This is a genomic window from Vibrio sp. 10N.222.55.C6 (assembly GCF_041473395.1).
Lineage (GTDB): Bacteria > Pseudomonadota > Gammaproteobacteria > Enterobacterales > Vibrionaceae > Vibrio > Vibrio crassostreae_C.
In genome coordinates this window covers 115,472-142,409 of record NZ_JBFRSD010000034.1, presented here as the reverse complement: position 1 = coordinate 142,409, position 26,938 = coordinate 115,472, and the positions used below count along the sequence as shown (strand labels likewise).

21 protein-coding genes are annotated in these 26,938 nt (G+C 44.3%); 7 read left to right on the top strand and 14 right to left on the bottom strand.

From position 1 onward, the window contains the following. The coding region (locus AB4486_RS18600; protein ID WP_372118105.1) for an Ig-like domain-containing protein at nucleotides 1–1,292 on the bottom strand (1,292 nt) is incomplete at its 3' end. 402 nt (nucleotides 1,293–1,694) lie between these two features. Here AB4486_RS18600 and AB4486_RS18595 point away from each other — a divergent pair. The 4 genes from AB4486_RS18595 (at nucleotide 1,695) to AB4486_RS18580 (ending at nucleotide 6,295) form a co-directional block, all read left to right on the top strand. Then, nucleotides 1,695–3,002 (top strand): TolC family outer membrane protein, encoded by a 1,308-nt coding sequence (locus tag AB4486_RS18595; protein ID WP_017062307.1) that lies wholly within the window; start codon nucleotides 1,695–1,697, stop codon nucleotides 3,000–3,002. After that, entirely contained in the window at nucleotides 3,002–3,619 is a 618-nt protein-coding gene (locus AB4486_RS18590; protein ID WP_017062306.1) for an OmpA family protein, read from the top strand. Before AB4486_RS18595 ends, AB4486_RS18590 begins: the two co-directional genes overlap by 1 nt. 135 nt (nucleotides 3,620–3,754) lie before the next feature. Continuing rightward, nucleotides 3,755–4,105 (top strand): DUF2750 domain-containing protein, encoded by a 351-nt coding sequence (locus AB4486_RS18585; RefSeq protein WP_017062305.1) that lies wholly within the window; start codon nucleotides 3,755–3,757, stop codon nucleotides 4,103–4,105. A 162-nt stretch (nucleotides 4,106–4,267) separates the two neighbouring features. Continuing rightward, on the top strand, nucleotides 4,268–6,295 hold the full coding sequence (locus AB4486_RS18580; protein WP_372118102.1) for a diguanylate cyclase: 2,028 nt from the start codon (nucleotides 4,268–4,270) through the stop codon (nucleotides 6,293–6,295). On the opposite strand, the gene queC is transcribed toward AB4486_RS18580, so the two are convergent. Together queC and queE are read right to left on the bottom strand one after the other, a co-directional pair. Beyond that, nucleotides 6,255–6,950: a 7-cyano-7-deazaguanine synthase QueC gene (queC, locus tag AB4486_RS18575; protein WP_017063822.1), complete on the bottom strand. Its 696-nt coding sequence runs from the start codon at nucleotides 6,948–6,950 to the stop codon at nucleotides 6,255–6,257. The two genes, AB4486_RS18580 and queC, sit on opposite strands and share 41 nt — an antisense overlap. A gap of 58 nt (nucleotides 6,951–7,008) precedes the next feature. Continuing rightward, nucleotides 7,009–7,677, bottom strand: a complete 669-nt coding sequence (queE, locus tag AB4486_RS18570) for a 7-carboxy-7-deazaguanine synthase QueE (protein ID WP_346762947.1) — start codon at nucleotides 7,675–7,677, stop codon at nucleotides 7,009–7,011. Nucleotides 7,678–7,861: 184 nt separating this feature from the next. Here queE and AB4486_RS18565 point away from each other — a divergent pair, with 184 nt between their 5' ends. Continuing rightward, the gene (locus AB4486_RS18565) at nucleotides 7,862–8,671 is read left to right on the top strand and encodes a Cof-type HAD-IIB family hydrolase (RefSeq protein ID WP_017062301.1); all 810 of its coding nucleotides are present in this window, start codon (nucleotides 7,862–7,864) and stop codon (nucleotides 8,669–8,671) included. A gap of 100 nt (nucleotides 8,672–8,771) precedes the next feature. On the opposite strand, the gene AB4486_RS18560 is transcribed toward AB4486_RS18565, so the two are convergent. The 11 genes from AB4486_RS18560 to AB4486_RS18510 form a co-directional block, all read right to left on the bottom strand. Then, nucleotides 8,772–10,184 (bottom strand): NUDIX domain-containing protein, encoded by a 1,413-nt coding sequence (locus tag AB4486_RS18560; RefSeq protein WP_372118099.1) that lies wholly within the window; start codon nucleotides 10,182–10,184, stop codon nucleotides 8,772–8,774. A gap of 86 nt (nucleotides 10,185–10,270) precedes the next feature. Then, the gene (locus AB4486_RS18555) at nucleotides 10,271–10,750 is read right to left on the bottom strand and encodes a GNAT family N-acetyltransferase (protein WP_009846623.1); all 480 of its coding nucleotides are present in this window, start codon (nucleotides 10,748–10,750) and stop codon (nucleotides 10,271–10,273) included. A gap of 215 nt (nucleotides 10,751–10,965) precedes the next feature. Continuing rightward, the gene (locus tag AB4486_RS18550; RefSeq protein WP_017062298.1) at nucleotides 10,966–11,367 is read right to left on the bottom strand and encodes a glycine zipper domain-containing protein; all 402 of its coding nucleotides are present in this window, start codon (nucleotides 11,365–11,367) and stop codon (nucleotides 10,966–10,968) included. Nucleotides 11,368–11,603: 236 nt separating this feature from the next. Continuing rightward, nucleotides 11,604–12,050 (bottom strand): hypothetical protein, encoded by a 447-nt coding sequence (locus AB4486_RS18545; RefSeq protein ID WP_372118097.1) that lies wholly within the window; start codon nucleotides 12,048–12,050, stop codon nucleotides 11,604–11,606. Nucleotides 12,051–12,197: 147 nt separating this feature from the next. Next, the gene (locus AB4486_RS18540; RefSeq protein WP_017063816.1) at nucleotides 12,198–14,102 is read right to left on the bottom strand and encodes a propionyl-CoA synthetase; all 1,905 of its coding nucleotides are present in this window, start codon (nucleotides 14,100–14,102) and stop codon (nucleotides 12,198–12,200) included. A 118-nt stretch (nucleotides 14,103–14,220) separates the two neighbouring features. Beyond that, the gene (prpF, locus tag AB4486_RS18535; RefSeq protein WP_372118093.1) at nucleotides 14,221–15,393 is read right to left on the bottom strand and encodes a 2-methylaconitate cis-trans isomerase PrpF; all 1,173 of its coding nucleotides are present in this window, start codon (nucleotides 15,391–15,393) and stop codon (nucleotides 14,221–14,223) included. Between the two features lie 9 nt (nucleotides 15,394–15,402). Beyond that, entirely contained in the window at nucleotides 15,403–18,039 is a 2,637-nt protein-coding gene (gene acnD / locus AB4486_RS18530) for a Fe/S-dependent 2-methylisocitrate dehydratase AcnD (RefSeq protein ID WP_372118090.1), read from the bottom strand. A 101-nt stretch (nucleotides 18,040–18,140) separates the two neighbouring features. After that, nucleotides 18,141–19,343 carry a 2-methylcitrate synthase gene (gene prpC / locus AB4486_RS18525; protein ID WP_372118087.1) on the bottom strand — a complete coding sequence of 401 codons (1,203 nt, stop codon included), beginning with the start codon at nucleotides 19,341–19,343 and terminating at the stop codon, nucleotides 18,141–18,143. Between the two features lie 146 nt (nucleotides 19,344–19,489). Next, on the bottom strand, nucleotides 19,490–20,386 hold the full coding sequence (prpB, locus tag AB4486_RS18520) for a methylisocitrate lyase (protein WP_372118084.1): 897 nt from the start codon (nucleotides 20,384–20,386) through the stop codon (nucleotides 19,490–19,492). Between the two features lie 100 nt (nucleotides 20,387–20,486). Beyond that, nucleotides 20,487–21,206, bottom strand: coding sequence for a GntR family transcriptional regulator (locus AB4486_RS18515; protein ID WP_102428969.1), 720 nt, complete (start codon nucleotides 21,204–21,206; stop codon nucleotides 20,487–20,489). A 391-nt stretch (nucleotides 21,207–21,597) separates the two neighbouring features. Continuing rightward, nucleotides 21,598–24,771 carry an HD domain-containing phosphohydrolase gene (locus AB4486_RS18510; RefSeq protein WP_372118081.1) on the bottom strand — a complete coding sequence of 1,058 codons (3,174 nt, stop codon included), beginning with the start codon at nucleotides 24,769–24,771 and terminating at the stop codon, nucleotides 21,598–21,600. Nucleotides 24,772–25,221: 450 nt separating this feature from the next. On the opposite strand from AB4486_RS18510, the gene AB4486_RS18505 reads away from it, so the two are divergent. Further along, nucleotides 25,222–26,193, top strand: coding sequence for a tripartite tricarboxylate transporter substrate binding protein (locus AB4486_RS18505; protein ID WP_372118078.1), 972 nt, complete (start codon nucleotides 25,222–25,224; stop codon nucleotides 26,191–26,193). A 244-nt stretch (nucleotides 26,194–26,437) separates the two neighbouring features. Next, nucleotides 26,438–26,938 carry a tripartite tricarboxylate transporter TctB family protein gene (locus tag AB4486_RS18500; protein ID WP_372099286.1) on the top strand — a complete coding sequence of 167 codons (501 nt, stop codon included), beginning with the start codon at nucleotides 26,438–26,440 and terminating at the stop codon, nucleotides 26,936–26,938.

Below are 26,938 nucleotides of genomic sequence, written 5' to 3'. Positions count from 1 at the left end.
TCGCCACTTTCATCGCTCATCGTGTACGTCACCACGACTTGCTCTGTTACACCTACTGGCAGGTGATCAAAATCTTCGCCAGTCGCTTCAAACACAAGTTCGTTATCAACGATAGTCACCAGACCTTTGTCCGAGCTCACACTGTCTAAAGTGAACTGAGCACCATCGTCTAAATCGGTGTCGTTAGCCAGTACATCAACGGTTACGGTGCTGTTTTCTTCCACTGCACTAGTGTCGGCGTTTGCGATTGGAAGGTCATTAGTGCCTGTGACTGTGATAGTTAACGTTGTTGTATCAGTTGCACCTTGGTCATCAGTTACTGTGACTGGTACTTCAATCTTTAGTTCTTCACCTTCGGATAGATAACCATAAGAAGACGCATCGAATTCATAACTACCGTCTTCGTTTAAAGTTAGACCTTCAACTAAGGTGTCCGTAGTAAACACTAATGGTTCACCTACAGGTTGATCTACATCCGTAGCATTGATGCTACCGCTAATAACCTGGTCCTCTAATAAGGAACGGTCCTTAGGCTCTGCTACTGGCGCATCATTTACTGGCGTAACATCAATTGTGACAGTTAACGTGTCTGTCAGACCAGTTTCATCCGTCACGATAACTTGGAAGCTATCTGGGCCGTTATAGTTTGCATCTGGAGTGTATTGCCAAGAGCCATCTTCATTTAGGGTAAGGCTACCGTTAGAAGGGCCCGATTCAACTGAGAAGGTAAGAAGGTCATTATTTGCATCGGTCGCAGTTAACTGGCCGCTTAACAAAGTATCTTCTGGAACAGATGCACTTAGTGCATCTTCAAGCGCGCTAAAAGAAAGGTCTACAAAGATTGGCTCTTGTTGTACGAAACGGAATTGCTCTAGAAGGCTCAGGCTTTGAGTTCGCGACATGCCCAGCGCTTCAAATCCCGTTGTTATAAATTCGGTTGCTGGGATCGTTTCTTCACCGTCTCGCTCTACAGTCCCACTAGTTGCCAAGCTAGAACCATTTTGACCAGCAGCGGTAGCGAACTCATCTCCTAACTCAGTAGGGTCTTCACCTTCTTCTAATGCGGCAAAAATATTTGCGATATCCTGGTCTAGTTCAACTTCACCGTCTTCAGGTGAAAAACGCTTAACTGATACCTGAGGTTCATTAGGTCCATTTTGAGATTCAAGAGTTACATCTCCAGCCTGTAGAGGCTCTCCCTCTTCGAGTACTCTAACCGTGCCATCAACTGAAATAACAATGCGCTGACCCAATGCAAGAGCACCGGTCAAATTCAATGCTGTAATGTCCATATCAACCCCTAAAAACCATTTTCGCTTGTCACGTCAACTTTGTGACATCTTATTTATAATATTAGCCGAAATATAACATTTAACATCACATAATTCCTAGTTATGAATCGTACATTTAACATACCGAGTGACAAGGTAATGACGCTGATCACATCACACAATAATGAAAGTGCTCACACTATCAATATAAGTTATTGTGTTTGCGAAAAATAACAGAGCTAAAAACGTAAAATTGACGTTCTCAAAATCATCATAAAACGCACAGCAAACTGTTAACAACTTTACAACCATTTACGGTAGCTTCTCGAGCGAACGTTATTTTTTTGGCGGTTCATCTAAATTTCGTATCTAGCACATTAAAAAGCGTAGGTTTAGATGCAGTCCAATTTGGAGAGATGGAAATTGAATTACATTCAAACGACAACATTAGGGTTAGCTATAGCGCTAAGTTTGCCGACAACAGCACAAACCTTAGAGCAAGCCGTTGCGTTTACATTAGAAAGCAACCCTGAAATCAAAAGTGCTTATAACGAATATATCAGTAAGCGTTATCTTAACGACGCTTCTGGTGGTGCTTATCGACCAAGTATAGACTTAGATGGTGGGATTGGTTATGAACATACTGATCTAGCAACCAACCAAGACACTACCGATCTGACTAGAAAAGAAGCAACGATCACCTTGACCCAGTTAATATGGGATGGCGCTAATACATCCAATGATATTGACCGTACTGCGGCTGATGCAGAGTCCGTGCGCTATCAACTACTATCTAACGCGCAAGACATCGCTTTAGAAGTAACAAAGGTTTATCTTGATGCAGTGAAAGCCTATGAAGTGCTTTCTCTTTCGGAAAGTAACTTAGCGACGCACAAAGAGATATATAACGATATTCGTAAGCGCGTGGAATCAGGTATTGGTTCAACCGCAGATATGTCACAAGTTGAAGCTCGTATTGCGAAAGCGCACGGGAATTTGCTTGCTGCTCAAAACAACCTTTTTGATACGCATACTCAGTTTAAAAGACTTGTTGGTCAATCTCCTTTAGGGTTAACTTTCCCTCGCGCAGATGCGGGTGCAATTCCTTATACCGTTGATGGTGCGTTGGCAAAAGCGTTTAACCAGCATCCAGTCATTAAGATTGCACAAGCCGATGTTGACTCAGCGAAGTTCCAATACAAACAATCTAAGAGTACCAACTACCCGACTGTTTCTTTTGAAGCCGCTCAAACTTGGCGTGATGACGCCGGTGGTACAGAAGGCAGCAGCGATGAGTTTTCTGCCATGGTTCGTTTAAGATACAACCTTTACAATGGTGGTTCGGATCAAGACCGCACAGAAAGTGCAGCCTACCAACTCAACAAAGCCAAGGACCTTCGCGAAAGTACTTACCGCAATGTAGAAGAGAGTCTACGTCTATCATGGAGCGCACTTGATTTAACGGTTCAGCAAAAAGAGTTCCTATCTGACCACGTAGACTCGGCATCAGACACGGTAATCTCATATGAGAAACAATACCGTATCGGTAAACGTACCCTTCTCGACTTACTTAACACTGAGAATGAATTATTCGAAGCTCGTAAAGGCTATTTAGATGCTAAGTATGACGAGCAATACGCAAAATATCGCGTAATGAACGCAACTGGTAACCTACTCATCGGTTTACGAGTTGAGATCCCAGAAGAATGGAATGAAAAGGTGGAATATTAATGAAGCTTACCAACACAGTATTATCGCTTTGCTTCATGGTTGTATCTGCCAATGCTTTAGCTGAAAACAACGAAGATGAATTCGAATATCGCGCTCTACCGCCGGTCACTCAAATTTACGATCTTCAAGATGATGACAATGACGGTGTAATAAACGCGCGAGATTTATGTCCCGATACACAAATTGGTGCCGAGATCGATAACGACGGTTGTGGATCATATTTCGAGTCATCGGAAAAGAAAGAGCTGCATATACTCTTCGCTAATAATTCAACGGAAATAAACCCTGTCTTTCTAGGGCAGATACGCCAAATGGCGGCATTTTTAAAGCGCTACGAAAGTACCAGCATTGAATTGCAAGGTTATGCCAGCAAAGTAGGTAACGCGGAACATAACCTAAAGCTTTCGAAAGAACGTGCATCACATGTAAGACGAGCGCTAATTAGCAACGGTATTCAGCCATCTAGAGTCAGCATCGTAGGTCATGGTGATTCTGAATTCAGCAGTGATGACACCCAAATCAATCACGCACTACATCGAAAAGTTGTTGCTTCCGTTGTTGGATTTAAGGGTAATATCAAAGAAGAATGGCACATCTTCACCAAAATTAAAAAGTAGGCGTACCCAGCTTTTACCATACTGAAACGTTATCTTAAGTTAACGTTTCAGTATGGTGATAATTCCTTGAATAGCATATACCTAAGCCGTCTATAATGTTAATCTTGCCACGTTATCAACATAGAGAATTAATCCATGAGCAAACTAACAGCTGATACTCAAGCAAATCTAGAACTTTTCGTTTCTGAAACACAAGAAACTAAACTGGTATGGGGCCTTCGCAATGAAGAAGGTTGGCTAGCATGTGACTCAAGTGAATTCGAAAACAGCGAAGTGATGCCATTCTGGTCTTCAAAAGAAGATGCTCAAACTCACAACGTTGAAGAGTGGGCTGACTTCGAAGTATTAGAAATTCCACTAGATATCTTTGTAGAAGATTGGTTACTGACTCTTGCTGAAGACGGCGTTCTTGTTGGTACTAACTGGAATGCAACATTAGAAGGCAAAGAGCTTGAGCCTTCTGACCTAGCGAAATTATACATCTAATTTCCGATATCGGTCGCGCAAATCGTGCGACCGATATACCTCTGATTAGTATCAATAAATTAGAGATCTACCTCGCATAACCTCGTAGCTGTACCTTTCAAAATTTGAAGCAACATCAAACTAATAATAGAATATCGTTCTTTATCTGATTGATCGTCTCTTGTGAATCACTTCGTTTTTGTTACCTTTCTACTATTCATTAGCTTTTGTTCTTATAGCCAAGTATCAACGTCAGATCGTGACCACTATTCACTAGTCGATACCTCCAATTTAAGCTCTACTCCAAATGCTGATTGGAACGCACTTTATCTATCTACTTTAAACCACTCTCCTGAGCGCGCATTAAACATGCTGCAAACACGCTACATCGGGTCAACGGTTTATGGAGATAAGCTTTACCTTGCGTCTCTTCTGTATAAATACATGAGCCACCGTGATCAGCCATTCTACGGAATCGCTTCAAACGACAGCGACTACCAAGCGATAGAAACAGCGTTTATTTCTGCTCTGAGGAAAGACGGCAAAGGCCAATATGAACAAGCACAACAAGGCTTTCTAACACTCTTGGCGAAAATGCAATCTCGCAGTGATTTAACTGGTAAAGCCTTACTAAAGTACCAGCTATGCCGATCGCTTAACGAGCAAGCTAAATATCATCAAGCAAACCATTACTGCTCTGCGCTTCAATCAGATTTACATGATATCGCTGACCCAGTATTACCAAAATTCGGGACTTATCGAGTCATCGCGAACAATCATCATTTCCGCAGTGACTATCAAGCTGCACTAGACACCTACCTATCACTAATAAACGTGTTTCCACAAGGACATGATATTTCTGGGGTTTACAACGATGTGGGTAACTTGCTCAAAGAATTAAAGCAATATGAAAAATCGGCGGAGTATCTAGAGCAAGCTCTAACTCTCAGAGAAAACGCTTCAGATTTAATGAAAGCACAAGTGCATCACAGCCTTGCGGATCTCTACCTCAACCAAGAGCAAAGTGACCTAGCAATTCATCACTTTCAGACAGCAAGAACACTGTTGAGCTCATCGTCGCATAGCTACGGTATCGCACTCACAAGTCTTGGCTTAGGAAAGGCGTACACTCAAACGAAAAACTATGATGTGGCGAGAGCCTTCCTAATCGAGTCTCTTTCAGCTTCGAGCGAACTGAGCAATGATGTCATTCGCATCAATGCTTTCTTGGCGATCAGCGATATGTTCGAAGAACAGAAATTGCCAACGGAAGCACTTAACTATGCTCGACAAGCGCTAGAATTAGCAGAACAAGTCACGAGGCATAAATACATCGCGCAGTCACTTCTGCAGCTTTCTGATATCCATCAATCACTCGGCGATTACCAACAAGCTTTCTATTTCTACCAGCGATACTCATCAATACAAATGGAAGCTAGAGATATCGATAATCGACTCGCACTCGAAGCGCTCGGCCTGACGCACGCCAAATATGAACAAGAACTAGAAAGCTCTTTCCTGACACATCAGACGAAACTCGACCGCGTTCAAATTGAAAAAATGGAACATCAAAGATGGATGTACAACATCGTTGTTATTCTGTTGCTTTGCGCTGCAAGCTTCACGGTATTGATAAACAAAACGGTTCGCGCAAAAGCAGCAATTGATGGCTTAACGAAAGCATATAGCCGAACTGAGATAATTCGAAGAATCAAAAGAGTGAAACGCTGTAAAGGGACGGACAAACAGCATGTGCTCGTGCTGCTCGATCTAGATAAGTTTAAGAAGATTAATGATGAGCATGGGCACCCTACTGGTGATCGGGCACTGGTCCATATTAGTGATCAAATTAGAAAACACTTAGTGAATGGTGAATTGTTTGGTCGCTTAGGGGGTGAAGAATTTGTCATCATGTTAACCGATACCCCACCAGCAGAGGTACGAGAACGCGTTGAAGAGTTGCACTACGCCATTTCAAGCACTGTCTTTTTATCAGAAAGCAAAAAGTCACTTAATGTGACCGCGAGTTTTGCTTATCTAGCAACCTCAAACGCATTAAGTGACTTTGATGACTTGTATTCAGTGCTCGACCAAGCACTCTATCAAGCCAAAAGCAACGGCCGAAACTGCATTATTGATGCATATAACGAACCGATTGATTTACCTGAAATTATTTATTCTCAGCCTGTTTGCGAACCAACTCAGCCATGATGCTTTCGCGATCACCGAGGTAATCGTTAAGGCCAACTTTACGCAGTTCACATGCCGGACAATCGCCACAGCCATCACCAACAATGCCGTTGTAACAAGTCAGTGTTTTGTTTCTAACAAGTTCAAGTGCTGAGTACTGGTCTGCTAGCGCCCATGTCTCAGCCTTGTTTAACCACATTAGCGGTGTTTTGATATCAAGCTGCTTGTCCATACCTTGTACAAGTGCAGAGTTCATCGCCTTCACAAAGTCATTACGACAATCAGGGTAACCAGAAAAGTCTGTTTCACACACACCTGTAATCACGGTTTCAGCACCGATTTGGTAAGCGTAAATACCCGCTAGAGTCAGAAATAGAATATTACGACCAGGAACGAATGAATTCGGCAGCCCATTCTCTTGCAGCTCATGAGACACAGGAATATCGTCACGAGTCAAAGAGCTGATAGCCAGTTCATTCAACAGAGTCACATCCATCACTTTGTGCGCTTTCACACCAAGCTCTTTCGACAATGACTCAGCAACTTCAATCTCGAGTCTATGGCGCTGACCATAATCAAACGTAATCGCATGAACTTCATCATACTCTTTTAATGCTTGAACAAGACACGTTGTTGAGTCTTGGCCACCACTGAATACTACCACTGCTTTTTTCATCTTAAATCCTTACGTGAACCTTCTACTAGCGACTTATCTTGCCCAGTAAAAATACAACCTATGCGATGCTCAAATATTTGTGAGTTTGTATTGATAAGCGCCAATTGCGCTCAATGCAGGTATCAATACAAAGCTGAGTAGCGCGGTCTTTTTGGCTGATTGGTTGCAGAGCGATAACAGTGTCGTTAGGAACTGCTGCTCGCTCCAATAAACCGTCAAGTTGTTCGATGTCTTTGCTTGTACCTACTGGATGCTTAATTTCGTTAGCACGTTGCAAGGCGCTATCTAAGATTTCCAGTTTCGCTTTCATCGCCACTTTCGGTGACACCGTAACCCAAGTGTCCGGTGTGGCTTTAACTTCTGATGTTCCGCTAGTCTCAATCTGACAGCGACAACCGTGCTGCTCAAACGCTTCAGTAAGAGGAACAAGATCATAAATGCATGGCTCACCACCAGTAATCACAATGTGCTTAGCAGTGTAACCTTGCTTGATATATTCATTCACGATTCCTTGTGCATCGATTGCTGACCAAGTAGGTGAATCTTCTGTCTTAACCATAATATCGCCAAGGCTGGTTTCCTCTTCTGGCAACGCTTCCCAGGTCTGCTTGGTATCACACCAAGAACAGCCCACTGGGCAAATTTGCAGACGAACAAAAACAGCGGGAACGCCAGTAAACACGCCCTCACCCTGAATGGTTTCAAACATTTCATTAATCTTGTACAACTTTCCCTCAGCTCAATCATTTGATGAAATTAATCAACCGCAGACCTTAAAGCACTTCCCCCTTTTGGTCAAACAAATGAGTACTGATAAATGAGTTGATCAAAGCCCTAGCCTGAACTTTCAAGTTCCCTTATCCTTTCGCCCATAGATTTCGTTAGCTTTTAATTTTTTAGTAAGGAACAACATGTACAAACTGATTGCTCTTGATATGGATGGCACACTACTCAACAGTGAAAAAGTGATTTCTCAAGAGAACAAAGACGCAATCGCCAAAGCACGAGCTGCAGGTGTGAAAGTAGTTCTCGCTTCTGGTCGCCCTTTAGAAGGCATGCAAAGCAAATTAGATGAGCTTTCGATTGACGGCGAAGATGACTTTGTACTCTTCTACAACGGCTCTATGGTTCAGAACGTATCGACAAAAGAGATCATTCACAGTGAGATCAGCAACGGTAAAGCCGCAAAAGAGATTGCTGCCCTCGCTGAACAGCTTGGTGGTTATGTCCATGCTTTCAGCAAGATCCACGGCTTAATCACACCTGAGAACAATGAGTACACTGGTATTGAAGCGCGTATTAATTGCTTAGATATAACCGAGTTCGACTTTTCTCAACTAGAAGATGACCACGAAATCATCAAAACTATGATTGTCGCTGAACCAAGCAAGCTGACTGAAATCATCGGTAAGTTGCCACAAGAGCTTAAGACTCAGTTTACTATCGTACAAAGTGCACCATTCTTCTTAGAGTTCCTAAACCCGAAATCAAACAAGGGTGTCGGTATTGAAGCGATAGCGAAACACTTAGGCATTAAAGCGGAAGAAGTCATCTGCATGGGTGATGCTGAAAACGATCACCATATGCTTGAATACGCAGGCCTTGGCATTGCAATGGAAAACGCAATGGAAGAAACCAAGAAACTGGCGGATCACATCACAGCTAGCAACGACGACCATGGTGTAGCGGTCGCGATTGAGAAGTTTATCTTCAACTCATAAACGCTCAACAGGTTCTAATAAGAATTACTTTTTGCTTGTTTCAGAAATGACAAAGGCTGTGCACTGCACAGCCTTTTTGATTTTGTGTTAGTCGAGTCGCTTACTCTCTTTTCCATGGCAGACGAAATGCCACCACACCAAACAGAATCAAGATTGGGAAACGTAACGTTTCAACAATAAATGAAGCAATACCGCTGAAAGAGACAAAGCTTCCAGCCCAGCTAATCAGCAGATTTCCCGCTAACAACATCGCCATCACTCCAAGAACGATCTTGAATGAGAACTGACCAACCAAAGGTTTCGAGTCTGTTAACGTCACTAGGCATGCAATCGTCATCAAAATCGCCACCCAGAATGAGAATGTTGGCAGTGGCCATATCACCGTCAGAACAATCGACAGTAAGCACAATGCCCACCAAACACCTTTAGAACTCAATAAGGCGCTAATATCAACATCCGGTTTCGCGTCTAATCTCACGATATGCCACGTCGTTAAAGCGCCTAATACGCCACCCATTAATACATCACTAAAAAACGCACTACCTGAATAAGACTTAAATAGCATGATCCACAGCAGGCCAGCGAGCACTACCAGAATGGCTTTTTGCTCCAAGAGGCGCTTTAGTTTCCAAAAGACTAACAAGGTTAAACTGACCCACAAGGCAGCCAACAGACTTGGAAAACTATACCCACTGCTCATCACCAGTTTCAATGTTGGCAAGTAAGCGTGTGGACGTGGAAAACCAAAACCTTGGTGCGCGATTAAAGTAAGTAGTGTCACCGAGATCAAAGTGAAGCCAAACTTCAACGCGAAGTTACGGCCAAAGTACCAAGCAATTAACGGCAATATCACAATGAAGACCCATGGCTTGGCCAACAAGTCAGTCAAAAGCACAGTATTCACAAATACGCTTGGCATCTTATCGAACGTGTTTTGAAGTGACACAATCCAATTTAATTCAACTTGATGGACTTTGGGTGCCGCGCCCACCAGCTCAGTCACATACGTCACCGGTTGATCTGTCGCAGATAAAAACAGCTCGTTAATCTCAGACCACTGTTCTGGGTAGCGGTATTGGTGATCTTGCAATTCAGTAGGAGGAAGTAACATCGCTCGGCTGACTTCCACGCCATAATGAGGAGCAAACCAAATCGGCAGCTCAAAGCCACCTAACTCATTTCGAGCCTTGTAACTGATCACTTCAGAGTCAGAAATACAATCAAACACGACGGCACTGTCGGTATAACCTAGCACATCACCGACCGTTACCGACAAACCAGCCTCTTCCCACGTTTCACGTTGCGCCGCGACGGCTGGCGGCTCACCTGAAACAACAGTGCCTCCCGGTAGAGACAATTGACCTGTGATCAACTCATCAACCAACACGATTTGGTTATCAGCACGTACTACACACAAGGCGCCCGCGATATGATCGGGCAAAGTGTCGTTTGCCCAAGCGGAAGTAGTACTCAAAAGAGACAGTATGAAAACTAATAAATATCGAATAACCAACGAGTTTACCTAAAAAATAATAGAAGAATATTGAAGACTGCTTTTGCAGTTGAACTATTGTAATCAAAGCCACACAAAATCGCTGTCTACGTTTTGTGCAAAGCCTTCCTCATCCATTGAATGTGAGGTGTGAACCCCATTTTTTGATAGAAGTCCTTGGCAGGCGAGTTAAAGTCCCAAACTTCTACAAAGACTTGTTCAACCCCATAATCATCAAAAGTACTTTCAACTTTGTTAAACAACTTTTCAGCAATCGATTCTTTTCGATAATCAGGCAAGACAAACAGTTCATCGACACTTCCCATCGGCACTGGTTTGCTGACCGTTGAGATAAGCTCACAAAAATGCCCAGAGATAAAGCCAACAATGAGCTCTCCTTTTAATGCCACATAAACCAAACATTCAGGGTCATCCAAGTATCGTGCAATGCTTTTTTCCTGCTCAATCTCTTCTGCCGTTTTAAAGTGCTCTGGGCTAGCAAGGTGGTGGTGATGGTGGAGATCGAACATTAACTCGTTAAGTTGTTCTAAATCCGCGTGCTTTGCGGCCCTTAAGGTGACATTCATGACTATTGCGCTTCTCAAACCAAATTAATATCTAAACTGAGTCTAGTTTACTTGGCGTGAGTATCTATACAAGTTATTGAATTAATTCATTGTTTGAAGTGTGTATTTTAGATACAAAAACGGCCACATTACGTGGCCATTCTGTTTGAATGATTTTGAATTAAACGAATATCGAAGCTATGGTTTTTGCTGTGGCTTTTGCTGTAGCTTCAGCTTTATGCACCGTTATCTTCTTTCTCTTCTTTGAGATCAGCAAGCTGTTGTTCCAGTTCAATAAGCTTAATTTCCGCCTCTACTTCCGCAACTCGCTTTTCTGCATCAGTGCGATTGTCTTGCGCTAGACCATCAGCAGTAACTTGGGTTCGTTGTGCGTTTCTTGCATCGTCCGTATCTTTCATTGAACCCGCAACACCACCGGTCACACCACCTAATGCAGCGCCCTTAACGGCTAAACTCGCATCTCCAGTTAGAGCGCCGGCTGTTGCTCCTAATAAAGCACCACCTACCGCACCACGATTACGTGCGGCATTCTCATTTTCGTTATCCATTGCTGGTGATGCGCAACCAGAAAGAGTCACAATCAGTGTCGCTAAAAGAAAAGGTTTAGTGAATTTCATAGGAGTCTCGCTTAGTTCTTCGTTTTGAGTAGAACCATCTTAAGCAGAGCCGTTAATAAGATAAATAAAGCCACGTTTAGACGATACATCATGTTCAGCTATGTATTATTCAGCCATCGCATAACTGATTAATGATATATAGCTTTGAGCTCGCTTTATCCTCACCAACAAAAAAGGCGACCAATAAGGTCGCCTCAATCGCGCTTTCTCTATAATTCTTGCCTTTCACATATCTCTTAGCCTTTAGACCAAAAGTTTTGCATGTTTGCTACGCTAGGTGGTGGCCTAACACCACAATCTCGATAATGATTTTTATCGCCGATCCCCAGTATCTTGCCATTTTCGTCATCAATCATAGCCGCAACTTTAACACCGTCTCCCACATGGCGAGTTAACACGACAATTTCACCGCCTCTTTCAGACCTTACTGCGCCTAAGATTTGATATTCGTAGCGGCCTTGCCTTGAATTAACGATCATCTTCGAGTTAATAGGGTCGGCTTCATATCCCACACCAATATCAAAAACCGCTTGATAGAGATCGACGCCAGTCTTTGATACACATTTAAATACCTTGGGATGACTCAAAGGTTCTAACAACGCTCTACTCGCTTCATCCTTTGAAATACTGGCACTAGCAGCACCACTGACCAATAAAGCAATCAACAAAAAGTAAGCTCGCATAAAAAGACCTCAATATGTGGGATTCATAATGAGGTCATAGTAAACGCAATGGATAAGCGGATGAATAAAGTAGAGTTTAGGTAAACCATCACGCCGGATTATGTATAAATCAACAAGCCGAAGGTGAGATTACCTAAACTGCGACGTCTATTTGCCGAGCTTTTCAGCAATTTCAGTTAAGCTGGTAGGGTCGTCAATAGTTGAAGGCACCACATATTGTTCACCTTCTGCGATCTGCCGGATCGTTCTACGTAAGATCTTACCTGAGCGTGTCTTAGGTAACCTCTCAACAACCAAGGCTTGCTTAAAACAAGCTACCGCGCCGATCTCATTACGAACCTTGCCAACCAATTCCCTTTGCAACTCAATGCCATCGACTTTTACGCCATCTTTTAACACAACTAGACCTAAAGGAAGTTGTCCTTTCAAGTCATCGTGAATCCCGACTACCGCACATTCTGCAATGGCTGGGTGACCACCCACGATCTCTTCCATTTCTCCAGTCGACAGACGGTGTCCCGCTACGTTTATCACATCGTCGATACGGCCCATAATAAATAGATACCCATCTTCATCGAGATAGCCACCGTCCCCAGAAACATAATAGCCTGGGAATTGGCTCAGATAGCCAGATTCAAATCGATCATGATTACGCCAAACCGTTGGCAGACAACCGGGTGGTAGTGGACGTTTGAGTGCAACAAAGCCTTGCTGATTTGGCTGTGCCGTTTCACCCAATTCATTAAGAATCTCGACTTGGTAACCGGGCACAGGCTTAGTTGAAGAACCTGCTTTCACTGGCAAAGATTCCAGCCCTGTCGGATTGGCAGAAATAGCCCAACCCGTTTCGGTTTGCCACCAGTGGTCAATAACCGGTTTATTGGTATGAGACTCAACCCAATCCAATGTTGGCGGGTCCAAACGCTCTCCCGCCATAAAAATCGACTTGAGCGATGATAAGTCATACTTGGTGAGTAACTCGCCTTCAGGATCTTCTTTCTTGATAGCTCTAAATGCCGTTGGCGCAGAAAATAACACATCGACGTTGTACTCTTCACACACACGCCAGAATGCCCCCGGATCTGGCGTTCTAACTGGCTTTCCTTCAAACAAGATGGTTGTGCAACCATGAATCAATGGCGCATACACAATATAGGAATGCCCCACTACCCAGCCGACATCAGAAGCCGCCCAAAACACACCATCTTGCGGCATATCGTAGATAGTGCTCATCGAGTATTTCATCGCGACCGCATGACCACCATTATCGCGCACCACGCCTTTTGGCTTACCCGTCGTCCCTGATGTATACAAGATATATAGTGGGTCAGTCGCTAGAACAGGCACACATACGTGAGGCAAAGCATCCTCAACAGCTTGCTGCCAAAGTACATCACGTTCGTTGTTCAATTCGGCTAGAGACTGCTCTCTTTGGAATACCACCACTTTCTCAGGCTTCCATCGGCTGTCCATGATCGCGCGATCGACCATCGGCTTATATGGCAGGACTTTATTTATCTCGACACCGCAGGATGCAGTAATCAACACCTTGGGCTCGGCATCTTCAATTCGAACGGCAAGCTCATGAGGGGCAAAACCACCAAACACCACCGAATGCACCGCACCTAGTCGTGCACAGGCCAACATTGCCATCGCCGCTTCAGGAATCATTGGCATGTAGATCACCACACGATCACCTTTGGTAACGCCTTGCGTGGCTAACATACCAGCGACTTTAGCCACTTGGTTACGCAATTGATTGTAAGTGTACGAGGATTGAGTTCCTGTAACTGGAGAGTCGTAAATCAGTGCGGTATTGTCACCTCGCCCATTTTCACAATGATAATCCAGCGCGAGCCAGCAGGTGTTCATCACCCCATCAGGAAACCAACGCTCAATTCCGTTATCGTCAGTTTGTAATATCGTTTTTGGTGGTTCAAACCAATCTATCGCTTGTGATTGTGTTTCCCAAAACGAATTTGGGTCTTCCCTCGCCCATTGATACTCGGTGATGTAATCTGTTTTTCTAGTCATTCGATTCGTAGCAGACATAGTGCCTCCTCCATGATTTATCCATTAGTCCAAGCGACTAGCTTTTAACAGTTTCACTTGGGTGCACTCTTTTCTCAGCGTTGTATTCGTGAACATTTAACCGTTCACGACAATCGCTTTACTTGGGAAAAGGCACACGAATGGCACCTTCCATGATCACTCGGGCACTACGACTCATAATCGCCCTCTCTATTTTCCACCCACTTTCGGCCTGCAGCGCTTTCGCACCTACCTTTAAGGTTCCTGACGGGTGTCCAAAGGTCACGAAATCACGACTTCCCTCACCGGCTGCCAAGTTCACTAAGGTGCCAGGAACACTTGCCGCTGAAGCAATAGCAACCGCAGCCGTACCCATCATGGCATGGTGCAGTTGCCCCATAGACAAAGCACGCACCAGAAGGTCAGTATCTTCGACAGCAACCGATTTACCACTGGAAGCTTGGTACGCTTGAGGCTTAGCAACAAACGCGACTTTAGGTGTATGTTGACATGATTCAGCTTGTTCTAAAGAATCAATAAGACCCATTGCTACTGCACCATGTGCTCGTATGGATTCAAACAGAGCCAAGGCTTTGGTATCACTATTGATATCTGATTGAAGTTCAGTGCCTTGGTAGCCAACCGATTCAGCATCAACAAAAATGGTGGGTATCCCAGCATTAATGTATGTCGCTTTGATGCAACCCAGATCGGGAACATCTAAAAAATCGACAACATTCCCTGTTGGGAACATAGAGCCACTCGCATCGGCGGGGTCTAGGAAATCAACTTGGATCTCAGCGGCGGGGAAAGTCACACCGTCGAGTTCAAAATCACCTAACTCTTGAACTTCGCCACCAGCGATAGGTACATGAACAATAATGGTTTTCTCTATGTTCACTTGCCATACTCGCACCTCGACCACACCGTTTTCTGGAATACGATTCGAGTCGACTAGGCCACTATGAATAGCAAATGGGCCCACTGCAGCAGACAGATTGCCGCAGTTACCACTCCAGTCCACAAACGGCTTATCAATGGCAACTTGGCCGAATAGGTAGTCAACATCGTGATCGGCTTTACTACTTTTCGAAACAATCACGGTTTTACTGGTACTGGATGTTGCACCACCCATACCATCGGTTTGTTTGCCATAAGGATCTGGACTACCAATCACGCGCAGAAGTAATGCGTCTCGAGCTTCTCCGGCAACTTGCGCAGCTTCAGGTAAGTCACTTAAGTTGAAAAAAACGCCTTTGCTTGTTCCGCCCCGCATGTAGGTAGCAGGTACTTTTATCTGTTTGATGTTCATAACTAGCTCCTACTGTGAAAGAAAGTCTTTGGCAAAACGCTGCAACACACCACCAGCGCTATACACATTCACTTCATCTGCGGTATCTAATCGACAGGTTACTGGCACATCAAGCTTTTCACCGCTTTTACGAGTGATCACTAAAGCCAAGTCTGAACCTGCTTCAATGTCGCCGTACACGTCGTAAAGCTCGGTACCGTCCAATTCTAAGGTATTGCGATTGGTCCCCGCTTTGAATTGCAGAGGCAACACGCCCATGCCAACCAAGTTGGTTCTGTGAATTCGTTCAAACCCTTCAGCAACAATCACTTCAACACCCGCTAAACGCACACCTTTGGCTGCCCAGTCCCGTGAAGAGCCTTGCCCATAGTCTGCGCCAGCAACGACAATCAAAGGTTGCTTGCGATTCATGTAGGTTTCTATCGCTTCCCACATTCGCGTAACTTGACCTTCAGGTTCAACTCTTGCTAATGAACCTTGCACGACTTCTCCAGCGTCCTTCACCATTTCGTTAAACAGCTTAGGGTTGGCGAAGGTTGCTCGTTGCGCGGTTAAGTGATCGCCTCGATGGGTCGCGTAAGAGTTAAAGTCCTCTTCCGGCACTTCCATTTTGGTGAGGTATTCCCCCGCAGCGCTCGAAGCGAGAATCGCATTTGAAGGGGATAAGTGATCTGTGGTGATGTTGTCACCCAAAATCGCTAAAGGTCTCATACCAGATAGGCTTCGCTCTCCCGCCAGAGCTCCTTCCCAATAAGGTGGTCTGCGAATATAGGTACTTTGAGGTCGCCAGTCATAAAGCGGTTCAGTAGTCACCTGTTCCTCGTCTGGCTGGAACATTTTCACGTAGATTTGTTGGAATTGCTGAGGCTTAACATGTTCACCGACCACTGCATCGATCTCTGCATCACTCGGCCACAAGTCACTTAAATAGATCGATTTTCCGTTGCTGTCTGTACCTAAGCTGTCTTTTTCGATATCAAAGCGAATCGTACCAGCTAAGGCATAAGCGACGACCAATGGCGGTGATGCTAAAAACGCTTGTTTGGCATAAGGGTGAATTCGACCATCGAAGTTTCGATTCCCCGATAGCACAGCGGTTGAATATAGGTCACGGTCGATGATCTCTTGTTGAATTTTAGGATCCAACGCACCACTCATTCCATTACAGGTTGTGCACGCATAACCGACGATACCGAAGCCTAGTTTTTCCAGTTCAGGCAACAAACCGGCGGACTCAAGATAAAGCTTGGCAACTTTTGAGCCTGGCGCGAATGACGTTTTTACCCATGGCTTACGAACTAATCCAAGCTGATTGGCCTTCTTCGCAACCAATGCTGCGGCGACGACATTTCTTGGGTTACTGGTATTGGTACAAGAAGTAATCGCCGCAATGATCACGGCACCATCTGGCATCTGTTCATCGCTGTACTGCTTAGCATGCTGCTCTTTCCAAGAAGCTTGGCTGATGCCTTGTTTGGCAAGTTCACTGGTTGGTAAACGACGATGTGGATTGGATGGCCCTGCAAGGTTGCGCTCAACTTTAGACAAATCAAACTCAAGCACACGTTCGTATTGAGCGGAATCTAAATCATCGGCCCATAAGCCAGTTTGCTTAGCGTATAGCTCAACTAACTCAACCTGTTCAGGCTCGCGTCCTGTCAGCTTTAGGTATTGTATGGTCTGTTCATCGATATAGAACATACCTGCTGTCGCGCCGTATTCTGGTGTCATATTCGATATAGTGGCGCGGTCGCCAATGGTCAGTGCACGAGCCCCTTCACCAAAGAACTCTAGATAACTGGAAACCACTCTCTGATTGCGAAGAAACTCTGTAATCGCAAGCACAATATCCGTTGCGGTTATCCCTTCTTGTCGTTGACCCGTCAGTTTAACGCCTACAATATCAGGCAATCGCATCATAGACGGACGACCGAGCATCACAGTCTCAGCTTCCAAACCACCTACACCTATTGCAATAACACCCAGAGCGTCAACATGAGGAGTATGACTGTCGGTGCCGACACAGGTATCAGGAAACGCGATTCCTTCTTTAGATTGAATCACTGGAGACATTTTCTCCAAGTTAATCTGGTGCATAATTCCATTGCCCGCAGGAATCACACTCACGTTTTTAAACGCGATTTTACACCAGTCAATAAAATGAAAACGATCTTCGTTTCTGCGTTCTTCAATCGCACGGTTTTTATCAAAGGCTTCACTATCAAAGCCTGCATGTTCCACAGCTAAAGAGTGATCAACAATCAGTTGGGTTTCGACAACGGGGTTCACCTTGGCAGGGTCTCCGCCTTGGTCGGCAATCGCGTCTCTTAATCCAGCCAAATCTACTAGGGCTGTTTGACCAAGAATGTCATGACACACCACACGCGCAGGATACCAAGGGAAATCAAGGTCACTCTTGCGTTCAATGATCTGTTTTAAGCTGTCTTCAAGGGTTTCAGGATCACAGCGTCTTACTAATTGCTCTGCCAATACTCTCGACGTATAAGGCAAGGTTTTATAACTGCCCGGAGATATCGCTTCTACCGCTTCGCAAGCATCGTAATATTCTAAGCCCGTTCCCGGTAGAACCTTTCGATACTTGTTTTCATCAAGCTCTTGGTTTCTTTCAAGTTTCACATCAGACATACATCCACCATTATCTGTTAAATTCTATTCGTTGGTTCTTGAGGCCTTGTCGTATGAAGACGGAAGTCACCTCAAGACATAAGTCGGCTCGTTATAGAGGGCTAACGTAGATGAATAGGTAACCAGTCTTGATGCTCTGGCCCGGTGTAGTCTGCACTTGGACGAATGATGCGATTGTTTTCTCTTTGTTCGAACACATGCGCCGTCCAACCTGTAAGGCGACTCATCACAAAGATTGGCGTGAACAGTTTGGTTGGGATGTCCATGAAGTGATAGGCAGAGGCATGGAAGAAATCCGCATTACAGAACAAGCCTTTCTCACGCTTCATGACTGCTTCAACACGCTCTGAAACGGCGTAAAGCTGTTCATCTCCCACCTCTTGAGCAAGCTCTTTTGACCAACGCTTGATTAAGGCATTTCGAGGATCGCTTTCACGATAAATAGCATGACCGAAGCCCATTATTTTGTCTTTGTTAGCAAGCATCTGCATGATGTTGGTTTCGGCTTCATCGGCGGTTTGCCAATCTTGGATCATTTCCATTGCCGCTTCATTCGCACCACCGTGCAGTGGGCCTCTTAGTGTGCCAATCGCAGCCGTTACACAAGAATGAATATCCGACAGTGTTGACGCACAAACACGAGCGGCAAAGGTAGAGGCATTAAACTCATGTTCCGCGTAAAGGGTTAGCGAGCAGTGCATCACCTTCTTATGAAGTTCACTAGGCGTTTTGTCAGTCAACATCTTCAAGAAATAGCCACCCAAACATGCTTCGCTTTGATCTTCCGTATCAATGCGCACGCCATCATGACTAAAGCGGTACCAGTAACAAATAATCGCAGGGAAAAGCGCAAGCATTCGCTCAGTCGCAGACAGTTGCTCAGAAAAATCTGACTCTTGCTCTAGATTACCTAGCATTGAACAACCCGTTCTCATCACATCCATTGGATGAGAGTCTGCAGGAATAAGCTCCAACAATGCTTTCAAAGGTTGAGGTAAACCACGTAAACCAACCAACAATGTTTTGTAATCGTCTAGCTCTTTTTCATTGGGCAAATGGCCTCTTAATAGCAGATGTGCCACTTCTTCAAACTGAGCGTGGTTAGCAAGATCGGTAATGTCATAGCCACGGTAAGTTAAACCCGTTCCTGACTGGCCTACGGTACATAGCGCGGTGGTTCCCGCACTTTGGCCACGTAGACCAGCACCACCGATTGCAGGTGCGCTGGCTATTTTTTCGCTTTGTTGTTGGTTTTCTGTTGAAGCCTTTTCGACAGCTGCTTTATCACTCAAAGATACAGACATGGTGAACTCCTTTTCTGTGTTAGCCGCCTGCACTCTTTGGTGCTGCCTGTTTATATGTCCGATGATCTTTATGATCGGTACTGGATATGGCGACTAACCATTTCACGTTATTGGATTAAGTTGATTTTTGATTAATTGAAACTGGTTTACCCTTCACTTGAAAACAACTGATCAAGCTTGTTTTCGTAGTCGTGGTAATTCAGGTGTTCGTAAAGCTCTTTACGGGTTTGCATTGAATCCAACAGAGCTTCTTGATTGCCTTCAACTAACAAGTGCTTGTAAACATTCTCCGCCGCTTTGTTCATCGCACGGAACGCACTCAATGGATAAAGCACCATGTCGACACTTGATTGGGCCAACTCATTACAGTTGTAGAGTGGCGTTTGGCCAAACTCAGTGATGTTCGCAAGAATAGGCACGTGCTTACCCGTTGCTAATTTCAACGCCGCCGAGAACTTCACGTATTGGTCTAGCTGATTCATCGCCTCAGGGAAAATCATGTCAGCGCCCGCTTCAACACACGCAATCGCTCGTTCAATCGCACTATCAATACCTTCAACCGCCAATGCATCCGTACGCGCCATAATCACAAAGCTCTCATCGGTTCTAGCATCTGTTGCCGCTTTGATTCTATCGACCATCTCTTGCTGGCTCACAATCGCTTTATTTGGTCGATGACCACAACGTTTCTGGGCCACTTGATCTTCCATATGAATTGCAGCTGCGCCTGCCTTCTCCATAGCGCGAATGGTACGTGCAATATTAAATGCGCCACCAAAACCCGTATCGATATCCACCAGCAAAGGCAAATCACACGCATTGGTAATACGTTCAACATCCACCAACACATCGTTCAATGTGGTGATACCTAAATCAGGCAAACCGTAAGACGCATTGGCGATGCCTCCGCCAGACAAATAGATCGCCTGATGCCCCAAGTTCTTTGCCATCATCGCGCAGTACGGATTGACCGTGCCGACGATCTGCAATGGGTCGTTGTCTTGCACAGCTTGTCGGAACTTAGCTCCTGCTGATAACTTCATAATGACGCTCCCTGTTAATTGTTTATTTCTAGCTAACCTTTAAGACTTACGGTTTTTGGTTATCGCCAGCTCTGACCCGCTGACAGATACCAGTCGCCAGTTAATCAAGATCTTTGGATTGGATTTGTTGTTCTATAAGCAGTCGACTTCCCGATATGTGTCTTCGCATAAGCATTTCTGCTAGCTCTTCATCACGGTTACGGATCGCTTGTAGAATGTATTTGTGTTCATCTAGCGCCTCTTTTGGACGAGACTGCGCCCTAGGTGATTGATAGCGATACATGCGTAATAAGTGATAAAGCTCGTCACACAACAACGAAATGAGTTTGCTGTTGCGACTCGCTTTGATAATGCGGTAATGGAAATCAAAATCCCCATGTTGATGAAAGTAAGAAGAACCTTCTACTTCATCGATATGCTTTGAATGTGTCGACAATAACCCTTCAAGCCCGACAAGCTCTTCTTGTGTGATATGTCTCGCTGCGAGTCGAGCAGCCATGCCTTCCAAAGCCTCTCGCACCGCGTAAAGCTCTAGCAGTTTTTCTGCCGAAAAAGTAATCACTCGCGCGCCAACATGTGGAATGCGTTCTATTAGGCCAAGCCCTTCAACTCGCATTATCGCTTCACGTAATGGGCCTCGGCTTACTTCGAAGCGTTTAGCCAATTCAGGTTCCGAAATCTTACTGCCCGGTAGTAATTCACCGCTAACAATCGCCTCAACGAGATACTCAGTGAGATTTTCTGATTTAGTGTTCTCTTTATCGCTAACACGTGTTTTCGTGTTTGCATTTAAGCTGAGATCTTTTATCGCAGTATTCATATTCACGCTGCTCACTTCTATTTGCTGAACCTTAATTGTCAACAATTCCATAACATGAACATAAAATACACGATTAAATTGTCGACAATCAAGCAAATTGTCGACAATTTAGACTAAGGTAGTACTTTCTATAGGCGATAAAAACTTACTTAAAAGGACACTAAAAACAATTCAACCACTTGTTATTTATCGATTTAAGCAAAGAAAGAGCCGCTAAACCCTTCCCTACCCTGAAATCACTCGAAACCAATGTGTCGACAACTTATAGACAGACTTGACAAACGCAGAGCACTTTGTGTCGATCTACCTGTTCACCGATAAACAGATATAAAAAAGGCGCACTCATGTGCGCCTTTCATTCATAGACCCCGTTCTAACAAGCCACCTTTACTCAAGCAATCTGACGAGTAACATCTAGGTATTTGCTGATATCAACGAAATCAATTTGTTCCGGCTTCAGATACTCTTCTGCATAACGCAGGTGAGTGCCGCTGGTTAAGAACAATCTAAACAGTTCGATATCGAGATGCTCGTCCGATGCCATTTTATACATGATGTCGACAGCAACACTGATTGGCTTAGCCTTCTTATAAGGCCTATCTGCAGCGGTTAATGCCTCAAAAATATCAGAGATCACCAGAATACGTTCTGGGATTGAGAGGTCATCACCAGTCAGCTTCCTTGGATACCCTGTACCTTTAAGTGTTTCATGGTGAGTTGAAGCGTAGCGAGGAACACGACTTAGCTCTTTCGGGAATGGCAGGTTCTCAAGCATCTTAATCGTGCCAAGCATGTGCTCGTTTATCTTAAATCTATCTTCAGCAGTCAATGTACCGCGTGCAATACTCAGATTGTAGACTTCGCCTAGGTTGTATAAGTGCTCAGGCACATCCATTTTAATTTGATGTTTCGGGTCAAATTCTAACGGCCTATCTCTTTTCACTATGTGCTCTGGCTTATCACTCAAAAGTGGTTCTGTGGCTGGTAAACTTGAACTCGGCTCTCGATTCATTGCCTCTATCGGTGATAGACCAAGTTGATCATCAAAGTGACGCGTCCAGGTCGTCTCAGCTATCGAGCGAATACGAGTGACTTTGTCATCACTCATGAACTCACCACCAACGTTCGACGTAGCGATAAAGGCAAAGTCATCTTGTAGCTGCTGCTTCGTTGCCGTAAGTTCATCGGCTATCAGTTGCGTTGATAGCGTACCATCAAGTTGTTTTCTCAAAGCGGTGATTTCCGCATCACGCCAAAGTACTTCAAATCGAGTTCTCACCTCGTGGATTCGGTTGTAGTTCGCTTCTAACTTCGTACCTTTATCGACGATGTGTTCCGGTGTCGTGATCTTGCCACAATCATGAAGCCAAGCCGCAATTCTAAACTCACGGCGTTCGTCATCATTTTTAAACTCAAAGTCTTTGAAGTGCTCAGACTGCGATTGTTCCGCCGCGTCAGCCAGCATCAAGCCGAGTTCTGGTACACGATTACAATGCCCTGCCGTATAAGCGGACTTATCATCGATCGCTTGAGCGATGAGCTTGATAAACGACTCAACAAACGCCTCTTGCATCTGTTCATGTCGTTTAATCTCCATAGCCATATCTTTTACAGCAACCGATAATTCCCACACTTCTTTGATTCGAGTATCAAGAATTGTCACGTTGTCATAATCACGCAGCTTAACCTTATGAGTCTCTTCCTCTAATTGGCGAATTGGATGCACTATCGGCGCACCAAAAACCCAAGCAATAGGCAACGTCAAACTCATCAGTAACATCGTTATACCAACAGAGGTTGCTAGACGTTTATTGACTGTACTAAAGATTTCAGATTCGGGAATCAATACCGCAAAATATTCAGAGTAGTGTTCGCCCGTGTCTATTTTCTTTAAATAGAGATGCTTGATCTCGCCATTCAACTCTACCCTTACCATACTGCCTTCAACCGTTGCTTCCTTAGTCAAATCATAAAGTTCAGTATAAGGAACCGTCGTATTCGTATTAAAGCCGGTATCATGCAGCCACTTTTTCGCTAAGGCATCAAGTTGTTCACCACTTAACTTACTGATAGCTTGATCAATGATTGGGAGCAATTGTTTATGCTTGCTCTGCAGCACCAAATGGAATTGGTTTGAGTAGTTCTGTTTTAGATCTTCTAGAGTCCCATTGACAACAAGGCCTGGCTGGAAAAACCTATCTAATGCAAACGAGAGTACGGGTTCTGCTTCTAAGAAAGCAAAGTTCTCTTCGCTTTCAATTGAATTAAATGCAGACTCTAGGTTTTCAAATTCAACTAAATCAATGTTCGGAAAATCCTCTCTCAACTTAGGAATAATTGACCACCCAGATAAAATGGCAACTTTTTTACCCTCAAGCTCGGCATAATTAGTGACAACCTTCGCGCCGACCCTTGTCACGATAGAAAATGGCAATTCATAAATTGGAGTCGTGTATAGGCCATCTATGCCATTATTTTTATAATGTTGAACCGATTGCAGGCCATCAATACTTCCTTCTTGAAACTTACTGACAAGCTCGCCCCAAGAGAAACCATTAACAAATTCAAACCTGATCCCTGTCATCTCACCAATCATTTTAAGAAGGTCTATCGCATAGCCGTTTGGTTTTCCCGCCACTGAAAAGTCCATCGGCCCCCAATCATTTTGATTAGACACTAACAGCGGAGGGGTATCGTTAATCAAGGCTTGCTGCTCAGACGATAGCATCAATGTTGATACATCAAACTCCGATTCCTGATTGTTAACCTTGAGGTTAGACGCAATAATATTACCCGATTTCGAATATAAGAAAGACTCAACCTTACTGTCTTCTGCTAAGCCAAGCGCCGTACCTGATAGTTTGCTAGCTAAAGAAGACAACACAATATCAATACCAATCACATGTTGAACTTCAGATTCGATTTTCGAATCAAACGCTAAAGAATAAGTTTGCCCGGTAATTTGTAAATGCTGGAAAAGATATGGCTGAGTTTTTTCGACCGACTGAACATTGGCAGAAACATACCAAGGCCTGGTTGTTGGAAGGTAGTTGCTCTGTTCCGTAGTTGAGTTTCTTAGCGTAAACTCTTGGTCAAAATATTTCGTCGTACGGACGCGCTCCTCCCCTATATTATGAATCTCAACCACAACCCAACGGTCCTTTTGTTGTGCACCGATTTTTTCTCTAACGACAGGGGCAGATTCTAGATTAATAATTTGGAAGAAGTTTTCATTAGACGAGCCAATGTAAATACTATAAAAGAGAGGGTTATCTTTAATTGCTTCTGAAAGAATAGTACGCGACTCTTCTTTCGATATTTTGTTACTTATAGAACGTTTCACTGAAGAAAGTAAACGCGCGGTATTGGCTGCGTCAGAATCAACCGCGCCGATATAGTTACTCAGCTCTTGGGACACCATCGTCAACTTTGATAGGGTATTCTCAGTCGCCATTTTTTTACTGAAGTAATATTGCAGTGAAACCGCAACAACAGCGGTAAGAAATGTCGCGAGTAAAAACATTCCTCCAACAGTAAATCGTAACGAAATTTTTTTGTCTGTCATTATTCGATCCTTGAATAACCACTAGCTCAGAAATGTAACGTGCCAGCTATAATCATATTATTACAGTAGCACTGCACACCTAGCAACATATTATTCTATATATTAAAGAGCGCCTCTCCATATCACCCTTTGTGTCGCAATAAGTACCCTCTTTAATGATACACAGCAGTATAAAGCGACCAACAGTCAAAAAAATTGTTCACATAAACTCAAGAAAAACCTAGTTATTATTGCTAGAAGAATCCTACAGCCACCTCCCCGTGAACTTTATGAACAATATTAATCCAATGTTCTTTATTCTCAATATCGCCGCATTACAGACATTTCATTAACACACCGTTAACTTTAGCTTCATCTGCTAAGCAATATCCTACTCATCTGTTTAGTAGCTGGAAATAAAACATAAGTTTCTCTCCATTGAAGAGATCCCCTACATAAGGAACGTGAACCATGTTCAAGGCACTGAAACCTACTCTTTCGGCTTCTATCATCACAGCAACCTTTTCTTTCAACACTTTTGCTGCTGACGTAGAAAAAATCCACTTCCTAATCCCTGGCGGCGCTGGTGGTGGTTGGGATATGACAGCTCGTGGTACGGGTGATGTATTGGTGAAATCAGACATCGTAGAAAATGTCTCTTTCCAAAACCTGTCTGGTGGCGGTGGCGGTAAAGCGATTGCTCACCTAATCGAAACAGCACAACGCCAAGAAGACACGCTAATGGTGAACTCAACGCCTATCGTTGTTCGTTCACTAACAGGTATCTTCCCTCAATCTTTCCGTGACCTAACTCCGGTAGCAGCAACCATTGCCGATTACGGCGCAATCGTCGCTCCTGCGGATTCTAAGTACGACACTTGGGAAGACGTCGTTAAAGAGTTCGAAACCAACCCACGTAAAGTGAAGATTGCTGGCGGTTCAGCTCGTGGCAGCATGGACCACCTTGTAGTAGCGGCAGCGTTCAAAGGCGAAGGTTTTGATGCGAAGAAAGTACGTTACATTGCCTACGATGCTGGCGGTAAAGCGATGGCGGCACTGCTTTCTGGCGAAACACAGCTGCTTTCAACGGGCCTTGGTGAAGTACTAGAGATGTCTAAATCTGGCCAAGTAAAAGTGCTTGCTGTGACGGCTCCAAAGCGTCTTGACGCTGCGCCTAACATCCCAACACTGACTGAATACGGCAACGAGACAGTATTTGCTAACTGGCGTGGTTTCTTTGCGGCACCGGGTACAAGCCAAGCAAAAATCGACGAGTGGAACGAAGCTCTTGGCAAAATGTACAAAACCGATGAGTGGCAAGTGGTTCGTGACCGTAACGGTTGGATCGACAACTACAAAGCTGACAAAGATTTTTACGCCTTCCTAGAAGACCAAGAAAAACAGATGGGCGATCTAATGCGTGAGCTTGGTTTCTTGAAGTAACCAACAACCATAGAGGGCTTATGTGCCCTCTTACTCTTTCCTGTTTCGCCGTGCATGAGTTAACTTCAAACTCCTTTGTTTATTCGTAGACGTATTACTAACGCTTGCCGATTCGTTGTAAACGCAAGTGGCTGATAAACCAGTACCGTAATTCGCTTACCTTTGGTTAGTGATCCCAGACATTTCATTGACTCGCTCATGTACGGCTTTTTTACTTTTTATACCACCCCAAATGGAGTTGGACATGTCGGACTTACCAACCAAATTTCTGAGTAAGGAATCTTTGCTTTCGAAGGATCGCATCGGAGCCATGCTCTTTATGCTTGCATGTTTATGCTATGGCTACCAAACCACGCTGATTCCTTTGTTCCCCGGTGACGAGTACGAACCCTTCACAGCAAGAACCTTACCTATCCTGCTAACGTTTATCGGCATTGGCCTTTCGTTGATCCTGCTTATAACCGGACAGCCGGATAAAAAAGTTACATGCGACACTACGCCGCTGAACTGGAAACTGCTGATTGGCTTCTTGGTGTTAATGGCACTGTACGGTGTTGGGCTGACTTATCTTGGCTTTGTTTTAGCAACCAGCTTCTTCTTACTTGCAGGCTTTTACCTGTTGGGTGAGCGCCGCAAAACTGTTTTATTTGGCGCGTCGTTTCCTTTCGTTATCGCGTTCTTTCTTTTATTAACTCAAGGCTTAGATATCTACCTAGAGCCTGGTTTAATCTTCACTCTTTGGTAG